Source organism: Botrimarina colliarenosi (assembly GCF_007859955.1).
GTDB classification, from domain to species: Bacteria; Planctomycetota; Planctomycetia; order Pirellulales; family Lacipirellulaceae; genus Botrimarina; species Botrimarina colliarenosi.
Genome location: NZ_SJPR01000001.1, coordinates 1,914,648 through 1,935,814, shown reverse-complemented (window position 1 = coordinate 1,935,814; position 21,167 = coordinate 1,914,648). Strand labels below are relative to the sequence as shown.

The 21,167-nt window shown below is 66.0% G+C and carries 22 protein-coding genes; 15 read left to right on the top strand and 7 right to left on the bottom strand.

Annotated features, from left to right (window positions below; all coding sequences use genetic code 11):
* The first annotated feature begins 8 nt into the window (after nucleotides 1-8).
* Genes Pla108_RS07690 through hemA form a run of 4 tightly spaced genes read left to right on the top strand, consistent with a single transcriptional unit; the run spans nucleotide 9 to nucleotide 2,658 of the window.
* Nucleotides 9-197 (top strand): hypothetical protein, encoded by a 189-nt coding sequence (locus tag Pla108_RS07690; protein ID WP_197526339.1) that lies wholly within the window; start codon nucleotides 9-11, stop codon nucleotides 195-197.
* Nucleotides 194-451, top strand: coding sequence for a type II toxin-antitoxin system RelE family toxin (locus Pla108_RS07685; protein ID WP_146444273.1), 258 nt, complete (start codon nucleotides 194-196; stop codon nucleotides 449-451). The genes Pla108_RS07690 and Pla108_RS07685 overlap by 4 nt, the downstream gene beginning before the upstream one ends.
* A 15-nt stretch (nucleotides 452-466) precedes the next feature.
* Entirely contained in the window at nucleotides 467-1,384 is a 918-nt protein-coding gene (locus Pla108_RS07680; RefSeq protein ID WP_146444272.1) for a hypothetical protein, read from the top strand.
* Nucleotides 1,381-2,658, top strand: a complete 1,278-nt coding sequence (gene hemA / locus Pla108_RS07675; protein ID WP_146444271.1) for a glutamyl-tRNA reductase — start codon at nucleotides 1,381-1,383, stop codon at nucleotides 2,656-2,658. The genes Pla108_RS07680 and hemA overlap by 4 nt, the downstream gene beginning before the upstream one ends.
* A 105-nt stretch (nucleotides 2,659-2,763) precedes the next feature.
* Here the strand turns inward: hemA and Pla108_RS20925 are convergent, their stop codons facing one another.
* Genes Pla108_RS20925 through Pla108_RS07660 form a run of 3 tightly spaced genes read right to left on the bottom strand, consistent with a single transcriptional unit; the run spans nucleotide 2,764 to nucleotide 4,442 of the window.
* Nucleotides 2,764-3,156: a hypothetical protein gene (locus Pla108_RS20925; RefSeq protein WP_197526338.1), complete on the bottom strand. Its 393-nt coding sequence runs from the start codon at nucleotides 3,154-3,156 to the stop codon at nucleotides 2,764-2,766.
* A gap of 58 nt (nucleotides 3,157-3,214) precedes the next feature.
* A complete protein-coding gene (gene scpB, locus Pla108_RS07665; RefSeq protein WP_146444270.1) occupies nucleotides 3,215-3,811 on the bottom strand; it encodes an SMC-Scp complex subunit ScpB in 597 nt (198 codons plus the stop codon).
* 37 nt (nucleotides 3,812-3,848) lie between these two features.
* A complete protein-coding gene (locus Pla108_RS07660; protein WP_146444269.1) occupies nucleotides 3,849-4,442 on the bottom strand; it encodes a hypothetical protein in 594 nt (197 codons plus the stop codon).
* Between the two features lie 233 nt (nucleotides 4,443-4,675).
* Here Pla108_RS07660 and Pla108_RS07655 point away from each other — a divergent pair, with 233 nt between their 5' ends.
* The 7 genes from Pla108_RS07655 to Pla108_RS07625 all read left to right on the top strand — a co-directional run bounded on the left by Pla108_RS07655 (nucleotide 4,676) and on the right by Pla108_RS07625 (nucleotide 13,463).
* A complete protein-coding gene (locus tag Pla108_RS07655) occupies nucleotides 4,676-5,851 on the top strand; it encodes a cysteine desulfurase family protein (RefSeq protein WP_146444268.1) in 1,176 nt (391 codons plus the stop codon).
* Nucleotides 5,852-6,044: 193 nt separating this feature from the next.
* Nucleotides 6,045-7,226 (top strand): DnaA/Hda family protein, encoded by a 1,182-nt coding sequence (locus Pla108_RS07650; RefSeq protein WP_146444267.1) that lies wholly within the window; start codon nucleotides 6,045-6,047, stop codon nucleotides 7,224-7,226.
* Between the two features lie 344 nt (nucleotides 7,227-7,570).
* Nucleotides 7,571-8,695, top strand: coding sequence for a DNA polymerase III subunit beta (gene dnaN, locus Pla108_RS07645; protein ID WP_146444266.1), 1,125 nt, complete (start codon nucleotides 7,571-7,573; stop codon nucleotides 8,693-8,695).
* A gap of 27 nt (nucleotides 8,696-8,722) precedes the next feature.
* On the top strand, nucleotides 8,723-9,109 hold the full coding sequence (locus Pla108_RS07640; RefSeq protein ID WP_146444265.1) for a DUF721 domain-containing protein: 387 nt from the start codon (nucleotides 8,723-8,725) through the stop codon (nucleotides 9,107-9,109).
* 200 nt (nucleotides 9,110-9,309) lie between these two features.
* On the top strand, nucleotides 9,310-11,811 hold the full coding sequence (locus Pla108_RS07635; protein ID WP_146444264.1) for a DNA gyrase subunit B: 2,502 nt from the start codon (nucleotides 9,310-9,312) through the stop codon (nucleotides 11,809-11,811).
* A 374-nt stretch (nucleotides 11,812-12,185) separates the two neighbouring features.
* The gene (locus Pla108_RS07630; protein ID WP_146444263.1) at nucleotides 12,186-12,956 is read left to right on the top strand and encodes a helix-turn-helix transcriptional regulator; all 771 of its coding nucleotides are present in this window, start codon (nucleotides 12,186-12,188) and stop codon (nucleotides 12,954-12,956) included.
* Nucleotides 12,957-13,031: 75 nt separating this feature from the next.
* Nucleotides 13,032-13,463 (top strand): VOC family protein, encoded by a 432-nt coding sequence (locus Pla108_RS07625; RefSeq protein WP_146444262.1) that lies wholly within the window; start codon nucleotides 13,032-13,034, stop codon nucleotides 13,461-13,463.
* Between the two features lie 153 nt (nucleotides 13,464-13,616).
* On the opposite strand, the gene Pla108_RS07620 is transcribed toward Pla108_RS07625, so the two are convergent.
* Nucleotides 13,617-14,930: a DUF1501 domain-containing protein gene (locus tag Pla108_RS07620; protein WP_146444261.1), complete on the bottom strand. Its 1,314-nt coding sequence runs from the start codon at nucleotides 14,928-14,930 to the stop codon at nucleotides 13,617-13,619.
* An 86-nt stretch (nucleotides 14,931-15,016) separates the two neighbouring features.
* Complete coding sequence (locus tag Pla108_RS07615; protein WP_146444260.1) at nucleotides 15,017-16,615, bottom strand: DUF1549 domain-containing protein; 1,599 nt, start codon at nucleotides 16,613-16,615, stop codon at nucleotides 15,017-15,019.
* Nucleotides 16,616-17,087: 472 nt separating this feature from the next.
* On the opposite strand from Pla108_RS07615, the gene Pla108_RS07610 reads away from it, so the two are divergent.
* The 3 genes from Pla108_RS07610 to Pla108_RS20920 all read left to right on the top strand — a co-directional run bounded on the left by Pla108_RS07610 (nucleotide 17,088) and on the right by Pla108_RS20920 (nucleotide 18,286).
* Nucleotides 17,088-17,459 (top strand): BON domain-containing protein, encoded by a 372-nt coding sequence (locus tag Pla108_RS07610; protein ID WP_146444259.1) that lies wholly within the window; start codon nucleotides 17,088-17,090, stop codon nucleotides 17,457-17,459.
* A gap of 87 nt (nucleotides 17,460-17,546) precedes the next feature.
* Nucleotides 17,547-18,077, top strand: coding sequence for a hypothetical protein (locus tag Pla108_RS07605; protein WP_146444258.1), 531 nt, complete (start codon nucleotides 17,547-17,549; stop codon nucleotides 18,075-18,077).
* Between the two features lie 32 nt (nucleotides 18,078-18,109).
* A complete protein-coding gene (locus Pla108_RS20920) occupies nucleotides 18,110-18,286 on the top strand; it encodes a hypothetical protein (RefSeq protein WP_197526337.1) in 177 nt (58 codons plus the stop codon).
* A gap of 272 nt (nucleotides 18,287-18,558) precedes the next feature.
* Here the strand turns inward: Pla108_RS20920 and rpsI are convergent, their stop codons facing one another.
* Nucleotides 18,559-18,957 carry a 30S ribosomal protein S9 gene (rpsI, locus tag Pla108_RS07600; RefSeq protein WP_146444257.1) on the bottom strand — a complete coding sequence of 133 codons (399 nt, stop codon included), beginning with the start codon at nucleotides 18,955-18,957 and terminating at the stop codon, nucleotides 18,559-18,561.
* 100 nt (nucleotides 18,958-19,057) lie between these two features.
* Nucleotides 19,058-19,519, bottom strand: coding sequence for a 50S ribosomal protein L13 (rplM, locus tag Pla108_RS07595; RefSeq protein ID WP_146444256.1), 462 nt, complete (start codon nucleotides 19,517-19,519; stop codon nucleotides 19,058-19,060).
* 427 nt (nucleotides 19,520-19,946) lie between these two features.
* Here rplM and ald point away from each other — a divergent pair, with 427 nt between their 5' ends.
* The gene (ald, locus tag Pla108_RS07590) at nucleotides 19,947-21,071 is read left to right on the top strand and encodes an alanine dehydrogenase (RefSeq protein ID WP_146444255.1); all 1,125 of its coding nucleotides are present in this window, start codon (nucleotides 19,947-19,949) and stop codon (nucleotides 21,069-21,071) included.
* Nucleotides 21,072-21,167: the final 96 nt, after the last annotated feature.

Genomic DNA, 21,167 nt, shown 5'->3' with positions numbered 1-21,167 from the left:
AAGACCTCATGGAAATGCCAGGCATCTCGTTTGTCATTGACGACCAGGGTGAAAAGCGGGCCGTTCAAATCGACCTCGCGATCCACCACCAGCTCTGGGAAGACATCTACGACGCCTACCTTGTCGAGTCGAGGCGTGGCGAACCGACCGAGAACTGGGAAGACGTTAAACGCGAGCTCGGGTTGGACGCATCTTGAGATACGAGGTCCGCATCGAGCGGTCGGCGAAGCGCGATCTGGGCCGATTGGACCGCCAAGTCCTTCGCCGGGTTTCGTTCAAAATCGACGGGCTCGCTGACGATCCGCGCCCCGCCGGTTGCTTGAAGCTGACCGGATACGATGACGTTTGGCGTGTGCGGGTTGGCGACTACCGCATTCTCTACGAAATCGCCGACGTTGTGCGTATCGTCTCGGTGCAATCGGTTCGGCATCGACGCGACGCTTACGAATAATCTTCACCGTTATTGATGGACCTCTCCCGTATCACCGTCTTCTGCTTTGTCGCGAGCTACTCCGTAGCCCTCGTCCTCGAAGCGGCTGCGCTGGTGGGAAGAGGCGGGGGACAACTGGCGGCGACGCTCTCCGGCGGTCGACGTTGGGCGCTGGTCGGGTTCACCGTTGCGGGGCTCTTCGCCCACGTGGCGTACCTCGCCGTGCAGGCGAGCCGGTCGGCGACGCCGCTCTCGAGTCCCGCCGAGTGGTGCCTGATCGCCGCGGCCGCGCTGGCGGCGGTTTATCTGGCGATGTCGCTCGCCCACCGGCGCTGGGCGGTGGGCCTGTTCTTGCTGCCGATCGTGCTCGCGTTGGTGGGCCTCGCCCAAGCGGCGAGCGATCAGCCGATCGCCCCGGAACACGCGTCGCGGTTCTGGGGCATGGCGCATGGCTGGCTGCTGGTGGCGGCCACCGCGTCGGTCTCGGTCGGCTTCGTCGCGGGGCTCATGTACCTAGTGCAGAGCTGGCGGCTGCGGCGCGGCTTGCCCCCCCTCACCGGGCTGACGCTGCCGAGCCTCGAATGGCTTGAGGGCGCCAGCAGCCGCTCGCTGTCGCTGTCGGTCTGGCTCACGGCCGGCGGGTTCTTATCCGGCCTCGTCTTAACGCAGCTCAATCGGGGCGGCGCCAACAGCTACGCCCTGTGGACCGACCCGGTGGTCGTGACGTCGTCGGCAATGCTGGCGTGGCTCGCGGTGGCGATGGCGTTTCGCTGGGTCTACCCGCCAGCGCGGAGCGGGCGGAAGGTCGCGTATCTGACGGTGGTCGCCTTCGGGTTTCTGGCGATCACGTTGATTGCGCTAGCGGCGAAGGGGCCCGCCCACGGCGGCGCTGCGTCCCGCGATGAGGCCCGCGAAGTGGCGAGCGACCGCCCCAGCGAGGAAACCCGCCCATGAAACTTCGAATGGTTGGTTGTTCGCACCACCATGCGGGGGCGGACATCCGCGAACGTTTGGCGTTCACCCCCGACGAGGCGGCCGCCGCCCTCACCGAATGGCGCGACGTGCTCCCCGGCGCCGAGGGGGTGCTGCTGGCGACCTGCAACCGCATCGAGTTCTACGCCGCGACCGCCGACGGCGGGCTGCCCCCCTGTCCGGCGCTGATCGCCCGGCACTTGGCCAACTCGCGTCGGCTGAGCATGGACGAGGTGCGGCCACACCTGATGACGCTCCGCGACGAGCAGGCGGTCGACCACCTGTTCCGCGTCGCGGCGAGCCTCGACAGCATGGTGCTCGGCGAGCCTCAGATCCTCGCCCAGGTGAAGCAAGCGTACGAGATGGCCCGCGACGCCCAGTCGGCCGGACCGCTGACGCACGACTGCTTCCAGCGGGCCCTCCGGGTCGCCCGCCGCGTGGCGAGCGAGACCGACCTGCACAAGCACCGCGTCAGTATCCCGAGCGTCGCGATCGCCGATTTCGCCGCGCGGATCTTTGAGCGGTTCGACGACAAACGCGTGCTGGTAGTCGGCGCTGGCGAGATGGCCGACGAAACGCTCCGCTACCTAACGGACCAGGGTGCCCGCCATCCGGTCATCGTCAACCGCAGCCTCGACCGCGCCGAGGCGCTCGCCGAGCAGTGGCAGGGGCGCGCGACAACGCTCGACCATTTGGTGGATGAACTCGCCGAAGCGGACCTCGTCATCACCGCCACGGCGGCCGGCGAACCGATCCTGACCGCCGACACGTTCCGGCGCCGGGTGGGGCCGAAGCGAGCGCAGCGGCCGCTGTTTGTGCTCGACCTCTCGATGCCGCGTGACTTCGACCCGGCGATCGGCCGCGAGCCGGGGGTCTATCTCTATTCGATCGACGACCTGTCGGCGGCCTGCGAGCGGAACCGCGACGCCCGGCGCCGCGAGCTGCCCCGGGCCGAGCGCATCGTTGTGGAAGAGCGTGACCGGTTCTTCGTCGACGCCCGGCACCGCCTGTCGGCGCCGGTGATCGCTCGTCTGCGGGAAGGGCTCGATCAGCCCAAGCAAGCCGAGCTCGAGCGGCTCTTTAACAAGCTGCCCGGCCTCGACCCGGTGGCGCGGCAGGAGATTGAGCGATTCGCCGACCGCCTTGTGAACAAGATGCTCCACCCGCCGATGGAATCGCTCCGCGACGAGTCCCGCGAGGGATCCCCGCACGGGCTGCTCCAAGCGCTGAGCCGGCTCTTCCAGCTCAAGGACTGAGACCCAGCCGAAAGCGGCGGCGGCTGAGTCCCGCGGCAGGCTGAGTCCCGCCGCGGGGTTGGGTCAGGGGCGGGACGCGCACAGCGGTGACTACGAGCCGAGGGGTCACTCGTCCTCGTACTCGTACTCCTCGTCGTCTTCTTCCTCTTCGTCGTCGTCTTCTTCGTCCTCGTACTCATACTCGTAGTCGTCGTCTTCTTCCTCGCCCTCTTCGACCTCTTCCCATTCCTCTTCGTCGTCCTCTACTTCTTCTTCGGCGTCTTCATCTTCCTCTTCGTCGTCGTCCTCGAATTCATCGTCGTCCTCGAACTCCTCCTCGACGTCGTCCTCCTCCTCATCGTCATCATCTTCTTCGTCGTCGTCCTCGTAGACGTCGACGTACTCGTACTCGTCGTCGTCCTCGATCGGCGCGTACGCCCAGATGAGGCCTTCGGCGGCGACATCGGTGCGGAGTTCGTCTTGATCGGTCAAGGTGGTTTTCGTGAGGGTCGTCGTCATGGGACGGCTCTTGGCGAGTCGGTCAAGCGGAACGGGAGAGGTTAATTGCCCCGCCCAGTCAGGCGGCGCTTTCGTCAGCTGCGTTGTGTGTTGTCGGTCCAGCGCCACCGGCGGCTTCACCGCGGCCCGGCAAGTCTTCGAGACTACCCAAACCGTAGAGTTCTAGGAATCGGCCCGTCGTCCCATACAGGAGCGGACGACCCAGTTCCTCCGAACGCCCGACGATACGCAGTAAATCGACCTCCAGCAACTGTCGCAAGACTTCTCCACAGCCGACGCCGCGGATTGCCTCGACCTCGGCGCGGACCACCGGCTGCCGATAAGCCACGATTGCCAGCGTTTCGGCCGCGGCGCCCGAGAGCCGGGTCCCCGCTTCGGCCCGCTCCGCAACTCGCTGGAGCCACGGGGCGAATGCCGGCCTGGTGGAAAGCCGCAGCCCGCCCGCGACCTCGACCACCTCCAGGGCGCTGCGCCGCGACGCGAGACGGCGACGCAATTCAGCGAGCGCTTCACGGGCCTCGGCGACGCCGTCGAAGCCGGCGGCGCTCGCTATTTTCTTTAGGCTCAGTGGGTCCTGCGCCGCCCAGAGCAGCGATTCCACACGCCCGGCGGGGTTGCCTTCGTCGGACAGGGCTGGCGTCGTTTCGGCCGGCATCGCGTCGAGACTCCCACCAAAATAACAAAGCCGCGGGTTAGCGCAACGACGCGGTGCGGATTTCGGCCGCCAGTTCGGCGACCGCCGCTTCGGGCGTCTCGCCGACCGCGTCGAATTGACGCTCTAAGCCGCCGCCGACTTCGCCGACGGGCGCCGAGGCGGTCGCCCGATAGACGGTCGCGGCGCCGCGACCCCAGGCGGTTACGTCCGCCCGCGTGGCGCCGACGGCCAGCAGCGGGGCGGTCAGCCGTTCGCGTTCGAGAGGTTCTAAATCGGCTGGCGGAGGAGCGTCCGTCGACGGAGTTGCTAGCGGCGCCAGCGCCGACGCGGGCTGCACCGCGGTGTCGTAATGGCGCCAGTCGCTCGACGCGACGGGGGGCGACGGCAGAGCGGGCGCCGGCTGGAGCAAATCGAGTTCGGCGGCGGGCGCTTCGGTCAGGGCCATCGCCGAGGGGTCGGACGCGCCGCGCGAGGGGACCTCTGCCACTAGCGAAGCGGCCCGGTCGATCAGCTCGGCGAGTTCCGCCGGCTCCGGTCCGTAGCGGTAAGCCGCCATCGAACCAACGGCGAGCGTCCCCACCATGATCGTCAGGCGGTAGCAGGTCTGAAACGGCGTGGGCTTGTTCGACACGGTCGGCAACCAGCTTGGGGCGTAAGGGGATTTCGCGCACGCTAGGGCTTCGCGCCGCCTCGTCGCAAGATCAGTCGCCGGCGACGAACGAAAAGCGACCAGCGAGCCGGGAGGCGTCAGCCCCCGGAGTGCAGCGGGTACCCACCACGACTCCGGGGGCTAACGCCCGCCGGCTCGCTGTCACTTGGGGGGTGAGCGGCTGGTGGGGGGTCGTGACCGTATACTGGCCTGCTATGCCCGCTGAGCCGATTTATCTCGACCACAACGCCACCTCGCCGCTGCTGCCGGCCGCGGCGGAGGCGATGCGCGAGACGTGGGCCACCGCCTGGGCCAATCCCGCCAGCCAGCACGCCCCCGGCCGGGCGGCCCGCCGGGTACTGGAGGAGTCCCGGGAACGGGTGATCCGCCTTCTTGGCGGCGACCCCACCGGCCGTTCGCCCGATCGGCTGGTCTTCACCTCCGGCGGGACCGAGGCCAACGCCCTGGCGATCCGGGGCCTGTTAGCCGCTTCTGGTAAACGGCGCCTGGCGATCTCGGCGATCGAGCACCCGAGCGTCTCGCGAACGGCAGATCGGCTGGAGGCGGCGGGGGTGGCGGTCGATCGGCTCGGCGTTGGCAACGACGGCCGCGTGCGGGTCGAGGAGTTGGTGGCGCTGCTGGCGGAGGCTGCCGAAGAGATCGGGCTGGTGAGCGTGATGCTCGCTAGCAACGAGACGGGGGTCGTCCAGCCCGTGGCGGAGTTAGCAGACCTCAGCCGGGCCGCCGGCGTCCCCTTCCACACCGACGCGGTCCAGGCCATTGGCAAATCGGAGGTTGCCTTCCGGAACCTGGCGGTCAACGCCCTGACGTTCACGGCTCACAAGTTCCACGGACCAGTTGGGATTGGCGGCCTGCTGCTGGCGCCGGGGGCGATACCGAAGCCGCTCCTCGACGGGGGCTTCCAGCAAGAGTCGCTACGTCCGGGCACCGAACCGGCGCCGCTGGCCGCAGGCCTCGCCGCGGCGCTAGAGGCCGCCGTGGTGGGGGATGCCGAACGCGTAAGCCGTTTACGAAGCCTACGCGACCGCTTGGAGAGGGGCGTTCGCGGATCGTGGCCAGGCTCGGTGGTGATCGGCGCCGAGAGTTCCCGCCTGCCGAATACGACCTGCATCGCCTTCCCCGGCGGCGACCGCCAAGCCCTGGTCATGGCGTACGACCTCGCCGGCGTCGCCTGCGGCACCGGATCGGCTTGCGCAAGCGGTTCGAGCGAACCCTCGCCGACGCTCCTGGCGATGGGGCTCGAGCGCACGCTCGTCGATGGGGCGGTCCGCTTTGCGGTCGGCGCCATGACAACCGACGCGGAAATCGATGTCGCGATAGAGCGGGTCTCGCGGGTTAACGCGGGGATCCGGGCGGGGCTCGGCGTTTGAGTTTGTCGACAGAATGTCGCCACCTTTTCGACACGGTATCGACGGGTTCTCAACCACCGGAAAAAGACCTGTCAGAAGGCGGGCGGGCGCCTCCCCGCTGGGGCCAAAAATGCGGTAGAATCCGGGGCTTCCGCCGAGCGCGTTGGGCCTCTGACAACAGGGCCCCGCCGGCGGCGCCGCCGCAGGGATCGCTGTGCCCGCCGCTCGCCAGGAAAACCACCGCGTCACGCCGCTGTCGCTGCCTGGCGCCGTCGTTGGTCGCGGCGCGAAAACGGCGTCGCACGCGGCGTCCTCGACGCCCGAATCGGTCTACTACGCCGGCCCCGAAAACTCACTGGTCGCGGCGGCCGTCTCGCGGCTCATCGGCGCGGCTCCGATCGCCGCCGCGGAAGACAGCGTCTCGGTTTATCCCAGCCCGCTCACGTTGATCGGCCCGCCCGGTTGCGGCAAGAGCCTGCTCGCCAGTGGCGTGACGGCCGCCTGGACCGCCGCCGCGGGCGACGACGCGGTGCTCAGCCTCACCGGCGTTGATCTCCGCCGCCGCTACGAACGGGCGATCGCCGCCGAACGCCAACAAGCGGGCGGCGTCACGGAGTTGGTCGAACGACTCGCCGGGTTGCGGCTGTTGGTTGTCGAAGACCTGGACGGCCTCGCCGAATCGCCGGTCACCATCGGACTCCTCACGTCGCTGGCCGACCGACTACGCGAGGCGGGCGCCGCCCTGGTCGTAACGGCCAGCAAACCGCTCGGCGAAATCGCCGGCCTCGACACCCGCCTCGTCGGACGTTTGGCCGGAGGACTGACGCTGGAAGTGGCGTCCCCCGCGGCGGGGGCGCGCCGCGAGTTGCTCGTTGCGTCATTGATGGCCGAGGGTTGTCAGATCGATTCCGCCGCCGCCAATGACCTCGCCGCTTGGCTCCCGGCCGACGCCCGCCGCGTGCTCGCCGCCGCTCAGCAACTCCACACCCGTTTCGGCAGCCGCAAACCGATCACCCGGGCCGAGGTCCGCTCGTTCGTCAACGACGCGACCATCCACGAGGCGTCGACGCCGCTGGCGGACATCGCCGCGGTGGCCGCCCGCTACTACGCCATGCCGCTGCGGACGCTCCGCAGCAGCTCCCGCAAAGCGCCGGTGGTGCTCGCCCGAGCGGTAACGATCTATCTGGCTCGCCAGCTGACGCCGCTCAGCTACGAAGAGATCGGTCGCTACCTGGGGGGCCGCGACCACACGACCGTCATGCACAACTACAACCGCATCGACAGCCAGGTCGCGGGTAATCGCGCCCTACGGTCGGCTCTGGGCGACCTGTTCCGCAAACTGGGCCGGGCCGAGTTGTCGGCCTCGCTCGTCGAACGGACGGAGACGGCGCCATGAACTCCGTAATTCAAGTCGACGTTACTCAAGTCGACCGGCAACCTGGAAAACTCGGCGCGCGCCTGTCATGGGGATGGCGCTCGGTGACGCCCTTCGAGTCGTTCGCCGAGATCGTCCCTTTTTGTCCGACGTGTCTCGCCGCTCCGCCAACGCCACGGCGACCCTGGCGCGCCGGCTTATCCCCAGCTCCGCTGTCGATACCAACTGCTGACCCTTCAAGACTTTAGGACGCGGAAACGGCCCGCCGTCAACACGTCCGCCCGCCGCCTTACAACTACTATCGCTTTCTTTAAGAACAAATAAGGGAACGGGAGCCGCTCCGACGCGACCCTCTCGTTGAACCGATGAAGATCAACTGCGATCGCGACAAACTCCAAGCCGCCTTCCAAGCCGTGGCGGCCGTCGCCCCGGCCCGAAGCCCCAAGCCAATCCTCCAGAACGTCAAGCTCGAGGTCTCCGACAACGGGGCCGCGACGCTGTTCGCCACCGACCTGGAGGTGTCGATACGCCGTGAGGTCGAGGGGGTCGAAGTCGAGGCGCCCGGGGCGGTCCTGCTGCCGGTCACCCGGTTTGGGGCGATCCTCCGCGAGTCTTCCGACGCGACGTTCCGCATCGAAACCGACGGGGTCAAGACGCTCGTCCGCGGCGAGCGGAGCCGCTTCAACCTGCCGAGCGAGAACCCGACGGAGTTTCCCCCCGCGGTTGGCTTCGACGCCGAGGCGTATTACCAGGCGCCGACGCGGCTCTTGAAGGAGATGATCCGCCGGACGATCTTCGCGACCGACAACGAGTCGAGCCGCTACGCCCTGGGGGGCGTCAAGTTCGAGATCGGCGATGACGGTCAGCTGATCGCGGTCGGCACCGACGGCCGTCGGCTCGCGAAGATGGAGGGCCCGGTCGAGAAGGTCGGCGAGCCGGCGCCGATCGGCGACGCGACCATCGTCCCGATGCGTTCACTCCAGCTGATCGACCGCACCTTGGTCGACGACGAGGCGCCGACCAAGTTCGCCGTCCGCGCCAACGACGCCGTCTTCGCGACCCCCACCGCCACGCTCTCGACGCGGCTGCTCGAAGGGCGTTACCCCCGCTGGCGCGACGTGGTGCCGACGCGGAGCGACTCGGCCAAGATCGAACTGACGGTCGGCCCGTTCTTTGCCGCGGTGCGTCAAGCGGCGATTGTCACCAGCGACGAGTCGCGCGGCATCGACTTCACGTTCGGCGACGGCTCGCTCGTCCTGGCCGGACAGGCGGCCGAGGTCGGCGAGTCGCACGTCGAATTGCCGATCGGCTACGACGGCTCGAAGATCGAAATCACGCTCGACCCTCGCTTCGTGATTGACTTCCTCAAGACCCTCGACGCCGAGCAGTCGTTCACCTTCGACCTGGTGGACAGCGACTCGGCCGCGGTGGCCCTCACCGACGACGGCTACACCTACGTGCTGATGCCGCTGGCTCGAGATCGCAATTAGCGACAGGGACAACTAAGCAACCCGATTATGGACGTCGACGCTATTCAAAAACTGAAAGACCTCGTCAAACGCTCTGAGAAGGAGCGGGCAAGGTTCTACGCACGGCGACCGAAGCGAGCGGGTGACGTTGTCGCCGCGGTGATCGCCAAGCATGGCTACGCCGCCGTCAAAGGCGCCGACGCCGTGCGGGCCGGTTGGGTGCAAGTCGCGGCCGACGTCCTTGGCGACGAGGCGATCGCGAAGATGACCTCGGTGGGCCAACTAAAGCGTGGCGTGCTCGAGGTGATGGTCGCCAACCACGTGGTGATGCAAGAGATCAACTTCCACCGCCCGCGTTTGCTCGCCGCCACACAAGCGGCCCTCCCCGATTCAAAAATCACGGCGTTGCGATTCAAAGTGGGGCGAATTACGTAAGCCAATTCAATCCGTTGTAGGAGGCGTCTCCGACGCCGAATTCACGCACCATGCCGTACTCGGTAAGGAATCCGAAATCGGCGTCGGAGACGCTTCCTACAGAATGACGTTGATTGCTCTCGCCCCTCTATCCCCTGCATCTCCCGATTCTCCTTTAGAAGCGAAACCCAGCCACCTAAACGGCTTAACGACAAGACAACATGGCGATCGAGCCCAATAAGACCTACAGCGAAGGCGACCTCGAGCACCTCTCCGACCTGGAGCACGTGCGCGAACGGCCGAGTATGTACATCGGCGACACCACGGTGCGGGGACTCCACCACCTGGTGTACGAGGTGGTCGACAACTCGATCGACGAGGCGATGGCGGGCTTCGCGTCGGACGTCACCGTCATCATCAACCCGGATGACTCGATCACGGTCGAGGACAACGGCCGCGGCATCCCGGTCGAGCGCCACACCCAGCTCTCCGAGCAGATGGACCGCGAGGTCAGCACGCTCGAGGGCGTGATGACCGTGCTGAAGTTCGGCGGCAAGTTCACCAAGGGCGCCTACCAGACCTCCGGCGGTCTGCACGGCGTCGGCGTGACGGTCGTCAACTTCCTTTCCGAGTGGGCCGAGGTCGAGGTCTTCCGCGACGGCGCCGTCCACCATCAAGAGTACGAGCGCGGTGTTCCCAAGGGTCCGATCCGGCGCGTTGGTAAGAGCGACAAGCAGGGCACAAAGACCACCTTCAAGGCCGACCCGCAGATCTTCCAGGTCACGAAGTACAGCTACTCGACCCTGGTGAAGCGGCTCCAAGAGTTGGCGTTCCTCAACCGCGGCGTCCGGATCACTATCACCGACGGCCGTAACAACGAGTCGGAGACCTTTCAGTACGAGGACGGCATCCGCGAGTTTGTCGTCCATCTCAATCGGGCCAGCGAACAGGTCCATCCCGAGGTGCTCTACGTCTCGGGCGAGCAAGACGGCGTCGAACTGGAAGTCGCGTTGCAGTACTCGGGCGAGTACACCGAGAATGTGCACACCTATGTGAACAACATCAACACGCACGAGGGGGGGACGCACCTCAGCGGGTTCCGCGCCGCCCTGACGCGGACGTTGAACAACTACGGCAAGAAGGAAAACCTCTTCAAAGACCTCGCCCCCACGGGCGAGGACTTCCGCGAGGGGCTCACCGCCGTGATCTCGTGCCGCGTGCCGCACCCGCAGTTCGAGGGGCAGACCAAGACGAAGCTCGGCAACGGCGAAGTCGAGGGAATCGTCAACACGCTGTTCGGCGAGTACCTCCAGAAACACCTCGAAGAAAACCCAAAAACCGCCAAGGCGATCTTACGCAAAGGCCTCGTCGCCGCCGAGGCGCGTGAGTCGGCCCGCAAGGCTCGGCAGCTCATCCGTGAGCGGAAGGGCGCCCTGGGCGGCGGCTCGCTTCCCGGCAAGTTGCGGGACTGCTCGAGCAAAGAAGTCGATAAGTGCGAGCTCTACTTGGTGGAAGGCGATTCGGCCGGTGGCCCGGCCGAAGGGGGCCGGCGGCGTGAGTTCCAGGCGATCCTGCCGCTACGGGGCAAGATCATCAACGCCTACAAGAGCCGCGAAGACAAAGTCCTCGCCAACGAGGAAATCCGCAGCATGATCGCCGCCATCGGCGCGGGCATCGGCGCCGAGCAGGACGTCGGAAAACGCCGCTACGGACGGGTCGTCATCATGACCGACGCCGACGTCGACGGCTCGCACATCCGCACGCTGCTGCTCACGTTCTTCTATCGGCAGATGTACGACCTGGTCGCCCGCGGCCACGTCTATGTCGCCCAACCGCCGCTGTTCCGCGTGCGCCGCGGCAAGAGCCCGGCCCGCTATGTGCAGACCGAAGAAGAGATGCGGTCGGAACTCCTCAGCCTCGGCCTCGGCGAGAGCGTGCTCGAAGCCGAAGGGGGCGTCAGCGTCGAGGGAGAGGCGATGGCCAAACTGGTCCACACGCTCGCCGCGATGGAAGACTCGCTCCTGCAACTCGAACGCCGCGGCGTGTCGCTCAAGATCCACGCCGAACGCCAGGACCCGACCAGCGGCAAGCTCCCGGTCTACCACGTCTTCTTTGGCATGGAGGAGAACTGGTTCATCTCGCGCCAAGAGGTCGATGAGTACATCCGCCAGACGGAAGAGCGGGTTGGCGACGAATTGGTCGTCGAGTTCGGCGTCGCGGCTATCGGGCCACAGGACATCGAGGACGCCCGCAACGGCGAAGCGAGCGGCGCCGCCGACGCCGCCGCCAAGAAACGGCTGCGTGTCATCGAGCTGCACGAGGTGCGGACGATCAACACGCTGATCGGTGACCTCTCGCAGATGGGTTTCGAGATCGATTCGTTGATCCCCCAAGAGCGGACCGGCGAAGAGACGAGCCGCTACGTCATCCGTCGCGGCGAGAACGAGTCGGGCATCGACGACCTTCGCGGGCTTCCCGCGGCGATCCGCGCGGCCGGCGAGCGAGGCTTGCAGATCATCCGCTTCAAGGGCCTTGGCGAAATGAACGCCGAGGAGCTTCGCGACACGACGCTCGACCCGGCGGCGCGGACCCTCCTGCGGGTAACGATGGACGACGCGGCCGCCGCCGATGAGCTGTTCCGCATCTTGATGGGCGACCAGGTGGAGCCGCGTCGCGAGTTCATTCAAAAGCACGCGTTGGACGTCAAGAACCTTGACGTATAACGACCCGCGGTTGACGCAAAAGCGATCGCTACGATGCGCAATTGCGTAATTCGTCCGGGTGGTATCAACAAAAGCAAATCTGAAGATATTTTTTGGGGGCAGGAGTACGAGACTCTGTCTCACAAAAAATACCGTTTTTCTAGGCTTTTTTGTACCCATATTCGCTTATACGAATTGTGTTGCGCCCTTGAATGCGTTGCGGTCGACCACATCGCTAGCTAGAAACGACTAGTGGATCTTGTGCGGTGACTAGTCGACAGCAGTTCTCGATTGTCCCGACGGGCCCTAGGGCGCAGAGCGTCGAGCGCTCCCAGAAGCCGCTTGAAGAGATCCTCCGGAACACCAATAGAGACGCACGGACTTCATTCATTGTTATGCAGGAAGCCGACCCGGGCCCGTTCTCGAACGGATTGACTCCAAACACCGACAACACCGATCACGAGAGCGAGGGGCTGATAGGCCCTGAGCATCTCTGCCGGATCGCTGAAGTTGCGGATAGGGCGGAACGTGTGGTCCGCGACCAGGAGTCACGCGGCGGATCCGATTTCTCGGGCCTGTCGCAGTTTGACGAATGCATCTATCTAAAGAACTCCGACGGGGTCGTCGTCTTTAGCAACGAAGCGCATCAGCGGCATTTCTCGCACCACGGTTCGCCGGTGGGCCGCACTTCGCAGTCGTACCTTGAACCCACCATGGCGGCGCGCGGGGAGAAGATCGCGTCACTGCTCCAGGAAGGGTGCGTGTATGTCGAATGCGAGTTTTCCGGTCCCTGCCCCGACGGCTGCTTCTACCGGATCGTCTCGCACAAACGTTCGCTGAAGGCGCTTGAGTCGCCGGGACTGGCGATCCTCGGAGTGCTCCGCTTGAACCGGCAAGACGACGGCAACGACGTCACCCAACAGATCGACTTGGTGTCCGCCAGCACACGCTTCCGTGAGCTCTCCGATCGCGACCAAGAGATGTGCCGCCTGACGGCTCTTGGGATCAGCAGCCGCGAACTCGGCGAGCGGCTCGGCATGACCACGCGCGGCATCGAGTTGCGAAAGCAGAAAGCCTTCGCCAAGCTCGGGGTCGCCAAGGCGGTCGACCTGGCGCGATTGCTGACGCGGCTGCAGGATCGCGGCTATCTTGACCTCGGGCTCTGACCCGGCTGCTTCAGGGCCGGCGCGCCGGCCCTGATGATATTGCCGATTTCCGAGGACCTTCATGGAGGGGCGGACATGGACGCACGGATCAGCCTGATCACGCTCGGTGTCCAAGAGGTCTCCGTAGCGGCTGCTTTCTATGAGCGGCTAGGCCTGCCCCGCCTCGAGATGCCGACCGACGACGTCGCGTTCTTCACGCTCAGTGGAACGTGGCTCGGTCTGTACGGCCGAGAGGCGTTGGCGGAGGACGCCCAGATCGACGCCACTGGCGGCGGGTTCCGCGGGGTGTCGCTGGCGCACAATCTCGCGTCGGAGGCCGAAGTCGACGCCCTGCTTGAAGAAGCGGTCGCCGCCGGAGCGACGCTGGTCAAACCGGCGCACAAGGTCTTCTGGGGCGGCTACTCGGGCTACTTCGCCGACCCGGACGGCCACCTCTGGGAGGTCGCCCACAATCCCCAGATGTGGGTCGGGCCCGAGCCGGGCACCGGCGGCCCGACTACCGACTAGAGCGTGCTTCTTGTAAGCGTAGCGATTTGGTCGTCGGCGAGGCGAGCTGGGCGAGGCGACCGAAGCAGGCGAAGCGGTGCTTCGTCGATGCAGGTCAACGACGCCCAGCGAAGCCGCAGCCCGACCAAACGCGACGCTTACAAGAAGCACGCTCTAGGCAAGCAAACCCTCGATTACGCTGCCGCCATCGACGAGCTTCACGGGGCGGCCGGTGCTGGTGGTGTTCTCGTGCGACGGGTCGATGCCGAGCGCTTGGTAGACGCTCTGGAAAAAGTCCTGCGGTGAGACGGGCCGCTCGATGACGTTGGCGCCCCGCTCGTCGGTCGCGCCGATCACCTGCCCGCCTCGCACACCGCAGCCGGCCAGCCAGGCGCTGAACGCCTTGGGGTAGTGGTCGCGTCCGCTGCGGGCGTTGATCCTCGGCGTGCGGCCGAACTCGCCCATCCAGATGACGAGCGTCGAGTCGAGCAGCCCGCGCTCCTTGAGGTCGGTCAGCAGCCGGGCGGCGGGGCGATCGAACTGGCCGCAGAGTTCTTGCGTGCGGGTGTGGTTGTCGTCGTGGGTGTCCCAACCGCCGAGGGTGACCTCGACGAAGGTGACGCCCGATTCGAGCAGCCGCCGCGCCAGGAGGCATCCGTTGGCGAATTTCCCTTCGCCGTAGCTTGCCCGCATCGCGGGGGTCTCTTGCTCGAGGTCGAAGGCGGCCATCTCGGGGGAGAGGATCATCTTGCTGGCCGACTCGATGAGCTTGCGATGGTCGGCCACGATGTCGGCGCCCTCGACCGAGCCGAAGTCGCTCTCCAGACGACCGAGCAGTTCGAGCCGTCGCCGGTAGCGGGCGACGCTCGTGGCGGGCTTGGCGTTGCGGGGGGGCTGCGTGGGGTTGTCGACCAGCAGGGGATCGAAGTCGACGCCGAGCATGCCGGCGCCACCGGCGTTCGCCGTGCGGCCAATGCGGACGAAGCTCGGCAGGGCGTTGTCGGGCTCAGCAGCGCCGGTCGCCAACAAACGCTCGGCGACGCTCGAGCCGAGAGTCGGCAGATCGGCGCCGCCCATCGGCAGCGAGGCGTGGTGCATCAGGTAGCTGGCGCGGGGGTGGCTCCCCTCCTTGCTGGTGAGCGAGCGGATCACCGCCAACTCACCCATTTGTTTGGCGAGTTCGGGCAGGTTCTCGGAGAGATGAATGCCGGGCACGGAAGTGACAATCGAGCCCGCTTCACCCGCCGAGGGAGTCCCCGGCTTGGGGTCGAGCGTTTCAAACTGGCTGGGGCCTCCCGCCATCCATAACAGCACGCAGCGCTTGCCTTGTTGGCGGAGCGTCTCGGCGGCGAGGCTGACCCGGTCGGTCCAACCCAGCAGCGCGCCGGCCGCGGTCGCCGCGCCGACGTTGCGAAGAAAGTCACGCCGCGAGGCGATCGCGCCACGGCGGTCGAGTCGGATCTTGGTTTGGCGGCGGAAGGTGGCCATTGTTGTAGGGTCCGCTGTGCGGACCGTCGTTGTAGGTTTGCAGTGATGAAGAACGTTGCCGCCAACCACGGTCCGCACAGCGGACCCTACCGGCGGTGCGAGAACTCCGCCGAGTTCAGCAACGCCCACAGCAGGTCTTCCATTGCCGATCCGTACCACATCGCGTTGCTGGCGACCTCGGCGACGATGGCGACCTCTTCGTCGGTGGGTTCGCGGGAGAGCGTCCGCAGGTAGAGATCGCGTGCGACCGCCGTGGCGTCGCGATCCCGCTCGCGGTTAAGGCGTGCGACAATGGCCTGCACGGCGCGGTTGAGCTGGGGCGTGTTCATCCGCGCCAAGGCTTGGGGGATGGTCGCCTGGACGGTCGAGCGGGCGTCGCTCGGGTCGTAGCCGAAGGCGGCGTCGAACGCGAGGCGAGGCGTCACGGCGCCGTAGCCCCTCCCGCCGCCGCCGATCCGCCGCAGCTGGGTTTCGTCGATGTCGATGGCTGCCAGCAGGGCGTCGAAGAGCTGGTCGCCGCGGAGCGGCTGGGCGACGTTGGCCGTGAACGGCTTTTCATCGGGCGTGCGGCGGGGGCGGCTCTCACGCTGGTAGGCGTCGGTCGCCAGGATCGTGCGGTGCAGCCAGCGAAGGTCGTAGCCGCTGGTGGCGAACGCCTCGGCCAGCCGCTCAGCCGCTTTCGGCGCCGACGCCTCGCGCTCGGGTCCGAGGTCGTCAACCGGCTCATAGAACCCTTCGCCGACCAGCTCGGACCAGTAGCGGTTCACCAACGCCATCGCGAACCAGTCGGTCGCCGTCAGGTCGTCCGCGAGCGCTCGGCGGCGTTCGGCGTCACGGGCGCCGGCGGGCAGCTCGAGGCTCGTCAAGAAGAACCTTGGCTCGATCCGCTCACCGACCTCCTCGGGGTGCTCGAGGTCTTGCATGTAGTGTTCGGGCCGGCCCCGCTTGTTGAGGTTGGCGCCGGTCCGCAGACGCGGCAAGTCGGGCCGGTCGGCGACGTTCACCTTCAGCGTGAAGGGCTTCACATCGCGCACCAGCCGGACGCCGACACGGGGGAAGAACGCCGCCAGCTCGTGGAACTGCTCGCGCTTCCAGTCGTCCCACGGGTGGTCGTGGCACTGGGCGCATTGGATCTGCACGCCGAGAAAGATCCGCGAAACCTCGGCGGCGATCTCTTCGGTCCGGCCGTCTTGAGCAACGAGGATCGCCGTCGCGCCGTTGTCGCTCGCCGTGCCGGTGGCGGTGATGAACCGGCGGGCGATAGCGTCCCACGGTTCGCCGTCATTGATCCACCGGGCCAGGTCCTCGACCATCGCCGGCGCGACCACGATCGACCGGTCCTCGAGCCGCCGCGACAGGACGACGTCGCGCCAGTAGCGGGCCTGGTTGAGGCCGTACTCGGGACGCTTCGTTAGTTGGTTAACCAGCTCTTGCCGCTTCTGGCTCTCCTGGGAAGCGACAAAGCGTTGGACCTCTTCGGGCGCCGGGATCGTTCCCAACAGGTCGAGGTGAGCCCGGCGGAGGAAAACCGCGTCGCCGACCGGGGGCGCCAACTCGCCGGGGTTGAGGCCAATCTCTTCGGCGATCATCGCATCAATCTGCCGGGCGACCGCAGTCGCCTTGGGCTTTTCCGCCAGCGCGACGGCGCCCACGAGACAGACGGCAAGACCTCCTAGGAACCGCATCGCGAAGGTTTCCGACGGGCGAGACGCAGAGGGGCCGCCCCTTTAGCGACCTCCCAATAAGTATAACCCCGCGCCCGGGCGGCGGTTCCGCGGGACTCGATTGGTTCTGAGCAGTCGATTCCTGAGACGACCCTGCCGGAGCATATTCCGCCTGAAACTGGAAGGCGACGATCCAGCCTGTACGCGCGACCGCCATCGGAGTGGTAGCTCGCTGGCGAGAGCCTCACGCCGGAGAGCGAGGCAAAGAGAAAGGGTCGACCGCCATTAAACACGGGCCTTCTCCCGGTTCCTAAGGCTCTCAACGTCGCTCAAAACCTAACGGTACGGCCTTTGCCTATCCGACCGTCCGACTCCTTTTCATGCGGAGTCCGAGCGAATGCGGCGAGGTGCTGCAAGCCCTCGCCGCTCGCCGCGTTCTTTAACCTCCTCAGAAATTGCTTCGTTCCATGGCAACTAACCGAAGGCGGATGATATGAGAGCTTTACTTCTCGCGGCCGGAATTGTGGCGTTGGCAACGGGGTGCGACGACGCCGCGAACCGCACGACCCAACCTGACAACACCGCGGTCAACGAGCGCGACGCGAACGGCTCGATGAAGACGCCGCTTGATCAATCGAACGAAGAGACCGACATCGATCAGGTCGCCAAGATTCGCGCGGACGTCTTAGAAATCGACGACCTGTCGGTGGCTGGTCGCAACGTCAAGATCATCACCGACGGGGGCCGAGTCACCCTGCGCGGTCCAGTCGCCTCAGCGGCCGAACGAGACGCGATTGCCAATGTCGCGGCCAACGTTGTGGGCGAAGGCAACGTTGATAACCAACTAGAAATCGAACCCGAGTGATCGATGAGTTTTAAGCGGCACGACGAATGTTCTTCAGCTACAGCAGCACCTTTTCAATCACGCTAATCACGATCCACGAGAATACACATGTCTACAACGCACGACAAAGCCGTCTTCTGCATCACCGACGACCGTTCGAAGGCGCTATCGATCCTCAGCGACTTGCGCGCTAGTGGATTTACCGCGTCGGAGATTTCTGTCGTGATGGCCCATGAAGATAGCGACGGCGAGATCGCTATCGAAGGCCATACCAAAGCGCCCGAAGGCGCAGCGACCGGAGCGGGGAGCGGGATGGTGTTGGGTGGCGCCTTGGGTTGGATGGCGGGCATCGGCGCGCTCGCGATCCCGGGTCTGGGACCCTTCATTGCTGCCGGTCCGATCATGGCGGCGCTCGGCGGAGCCGCGATTGGCGGCGCCGCGGGAACGCTGACGGGCGGCCTGATCGGCCTGGGCTTCTCCGAGTACGAAGCGAAGCAGTACGAGTCCTACCTCAAGGACGGCAACGCTTTGATTTCGGTTAGCGTCTGCGACGGCGATGAAGTCTCCAAGGCGAAGAAGATCTTCTCAGACGCCGACGCCAAGCACATCTCGACGCAGGGCGCTAAAAGCGACGACTAGTCCACAAGCAGGGGGCGATCTCCAACGCCTCCATGCCCTCGTTCTTCCGGGTCGTTAACCAACTACCGCGACCGCATCAGGTGAGCATTATGCAACGAGACTTCAATGATCGGGCCGGCAAGATCAAGTACGCCTTGCTCGGATGGCTGATTGGTCTGCCACTGCCGATCCTCATCATCTTGCTGTTCGTACGCGGTTGCGACTTCTAACGGACGCGACTCGGTAGCGGATGGGAATGGAGGCCCTGATTGGGATACCACGAAGGCCCGTCGGAGGTTCCGGCGGGCCTTCTGCGTTTCGTCTCGGAGTCCGTGAAAAGTGATGGCGATGTGCTTTTCCGGCGGGGAGCTGATGGCAACGCTTCGATCAAGACGAGAACGCCTCTCGAAGCGATTTTGGGATGACAGCGACGTGGGGCCATAGAAAAAGGCCCGCTGGATTTCCAACGGGCCTTTTCGGTTTGCAATCGGTCTCGTCGCGATTAACGCTTCGAGAACTGCGTGCCACGACGGGCGCCGCGGAGGCCCGGCTTCTTACGTTCCTTCATGCGGCTGTCGCGTGTGAGGAAGTTCTTCTCGCGGAGCTTCTCGTCGAGGTCGCTGTCGTGCTTCAGCAAGGCGCGGGCGATCCCTTGCAGGCAGGCGCCGGCTTGGCCGGTGAGGCCGCCACCGTGGACGCGGATCACCACGTCGACCGAATCCTTGATCTCGCAATGCTCGAGGACAGCAAGGACCTGGTTGCTGTACTGCGGGATCGGGAAGAACTCGGTCATCTCGCGGTTGTTGACCGTAATTTTACCGCTGCCGGGGCGGATCCGAACGCGAGCGACGCTCGTCTTACGGCGGCCGGTTCCCAGGGCGTCTGGCGTGGCGGTTGGCATCGTTTCGGTTGCGGAGTGCGGATTTCGGATGGCGGAGAGGGCGTCGCCCCTACCGTTTCGAACTGAGCCCCCGGCGCGAGCCGGGGGAGAGTGATTCGTCTCAGCGGATCGTTGTGGGATCGAGCTCGGTCGGCTGCTGCGCTTGGTGCGGGTGCTCGGGGCCGGCGTAGAGCTTCAGCTTGGTGAGCATCGCGTTGGCGAGCTTGTTCTTCGGGAGCATGCGGCGGACCGCCTCGCGAAGGATCTGGTCGGGCTTCTCTTCGAGCCGCTTGCCGGCGACCTCGGTCCGCTGACGCGTGTAACCGGTGTACCAGGCGTACTTTTTCTGTTCCCACTTCTTGCCGCTGAAGTGGACCTTCTCGACGTTGGTGACGACGACGAAGTCGCCGGTGTCAACGTGAGGCGTGTAGGTCGGCTTGTGTTTGCCCATCAGGACCGTCGCGATCGAGGCCGCGAGGCGGCCGACGACGCGGTCGGTGGCGTCGATGTGGAACCACTCGGCCTCGACCGCGGCCGAATTGAGCTGGGTGGTCCGCTGCAGCGGGCGGGTGATCGTACGCATAAAAACACCGAGAAAACGCTGGATTTGAGTCCGTAGAGCGAGCGCGGGCCCGTTCGGGAGCCCCGCATCTTATCGGCAGCGCGGGGCGGGCACAAGCGGCAAAGTCATCGCGGCATCTGTGAAATTGCGGTGTTTGGGAACTGAGGGGCGCCTCGGAGAATCACGCCCCTACTTTGGCAGCGAGCCGGAGGGCGTCAGCCCCCGGAGTAGACCCGACGGCGGGCAAATCGTCGCGAGAAACCCCTACCCCGGCCCTCCGGCGCTCGCCCTACCGAGAGTCTGCCGCGCAGATAGAGGTCTGCCGTCGCGGTGCCGGGCGGCTTATACCGTCAGTAGGACTTGCTGCGTCCCCGTTTTCGACCGCGCCAGCACGTCGCGGCTCGCCTTCCTCACGGTCCCTCCCTGCGTCCCCTCCCCCGCGCGGTCTATGAACATCGGTGTTCCCAAAGAGGTCAAGTCCGACGAGTACCGCGTCGCCATGCTGCCGGTAGGGGTCGAAGAGCTCGTGCTCTGGGGTCATCGGGTCCTGGTGGAGCGGACCGCCGGCGAGGGCTCGGGCCTGCTCGACGAGACTTACGAACAGGCGGGCGCGACGCTCGTCGATACGGCCGCCGAGGTCTGGGGCGAGGCCGACCTGATCGTCAAAGTCAAAGAGCCGCAGCCCGCGGAGTGGCCGATGGTCCGTCGTGGGCAGACAGTCTTCACGTACTTCCACTTCGCCGCGTGCCGTGATCTGACCGAGGCGATGCTCGCGTCGGGGGCGACGAGCATCGCGTACGAGACGCTCGTCGATGACGCGGGCCGCCTGCCGCTGCTCACCCCCATGAGCGAAGTCGCCGGCCGGATGAGCGTCCAGGAGGGCGCCAAGTACCTCGAGCGTCCGCAGATGGGCCGCGGCATTCTGCTGGGGGGCGTCCCCGGCGTCGCTCCGGCCCATATCACGGTGCTCGGCGGCGGCGTCGTCGGCGCGAACGCCGCGAAGATCGCCGCCGGCTTCCAGGCGAGCGTCGCGATCCTCGACATCAACATGGACCGGCTCCGCTACCTCGACGACATCATGCCGGCCAACGTTGACTGTCTCTACAGCGATCGGCACACGATCCGCCGCCAACTCGAGCGGGCCGACCTGGTGATCGGCGCGGTGCTCATCCCCGGAGCGAAGGCGCCGCGGCTCGTCGAGCGGGAGGACCTGTCGCGGATGCAGCAGGGCGCAGTGATCATCGACGTCGCGATCGACCAAGGGGGCTGCATGGAGACGAGCCGCCCCACGTCGCACGCCGACCCGACCTACATCGTCGATGGCGTGGTCCACTACTGCGTGACGAACATGCCGGGCGCCGTCGGCCGCACCAGCACGTTCGCGCTGTGCAATGTGACGCTCCCCTGGGTGATGCGACTGGCGACCGCCGGCCCCGGCAAGGAGGGCGCCGCCAAGGCGGCCATGGCGTCGAAGCCGCTCGCCCGGGCGGTGAACCTGTTCGACGGCGAGGTCACCAACGGCCCGGTGGCGGAGACCTTCGGCCTGCAGCACACCGCGCTTTTCGCGGTTTAGCTTTTGAGGTGACAAACTGTTGTCGCAGCGAGGGCTCGGGAGAGCGATCTCGTCGTCGATAATGGATGCAACGGCGCAAAGGCTTGCGATACGATC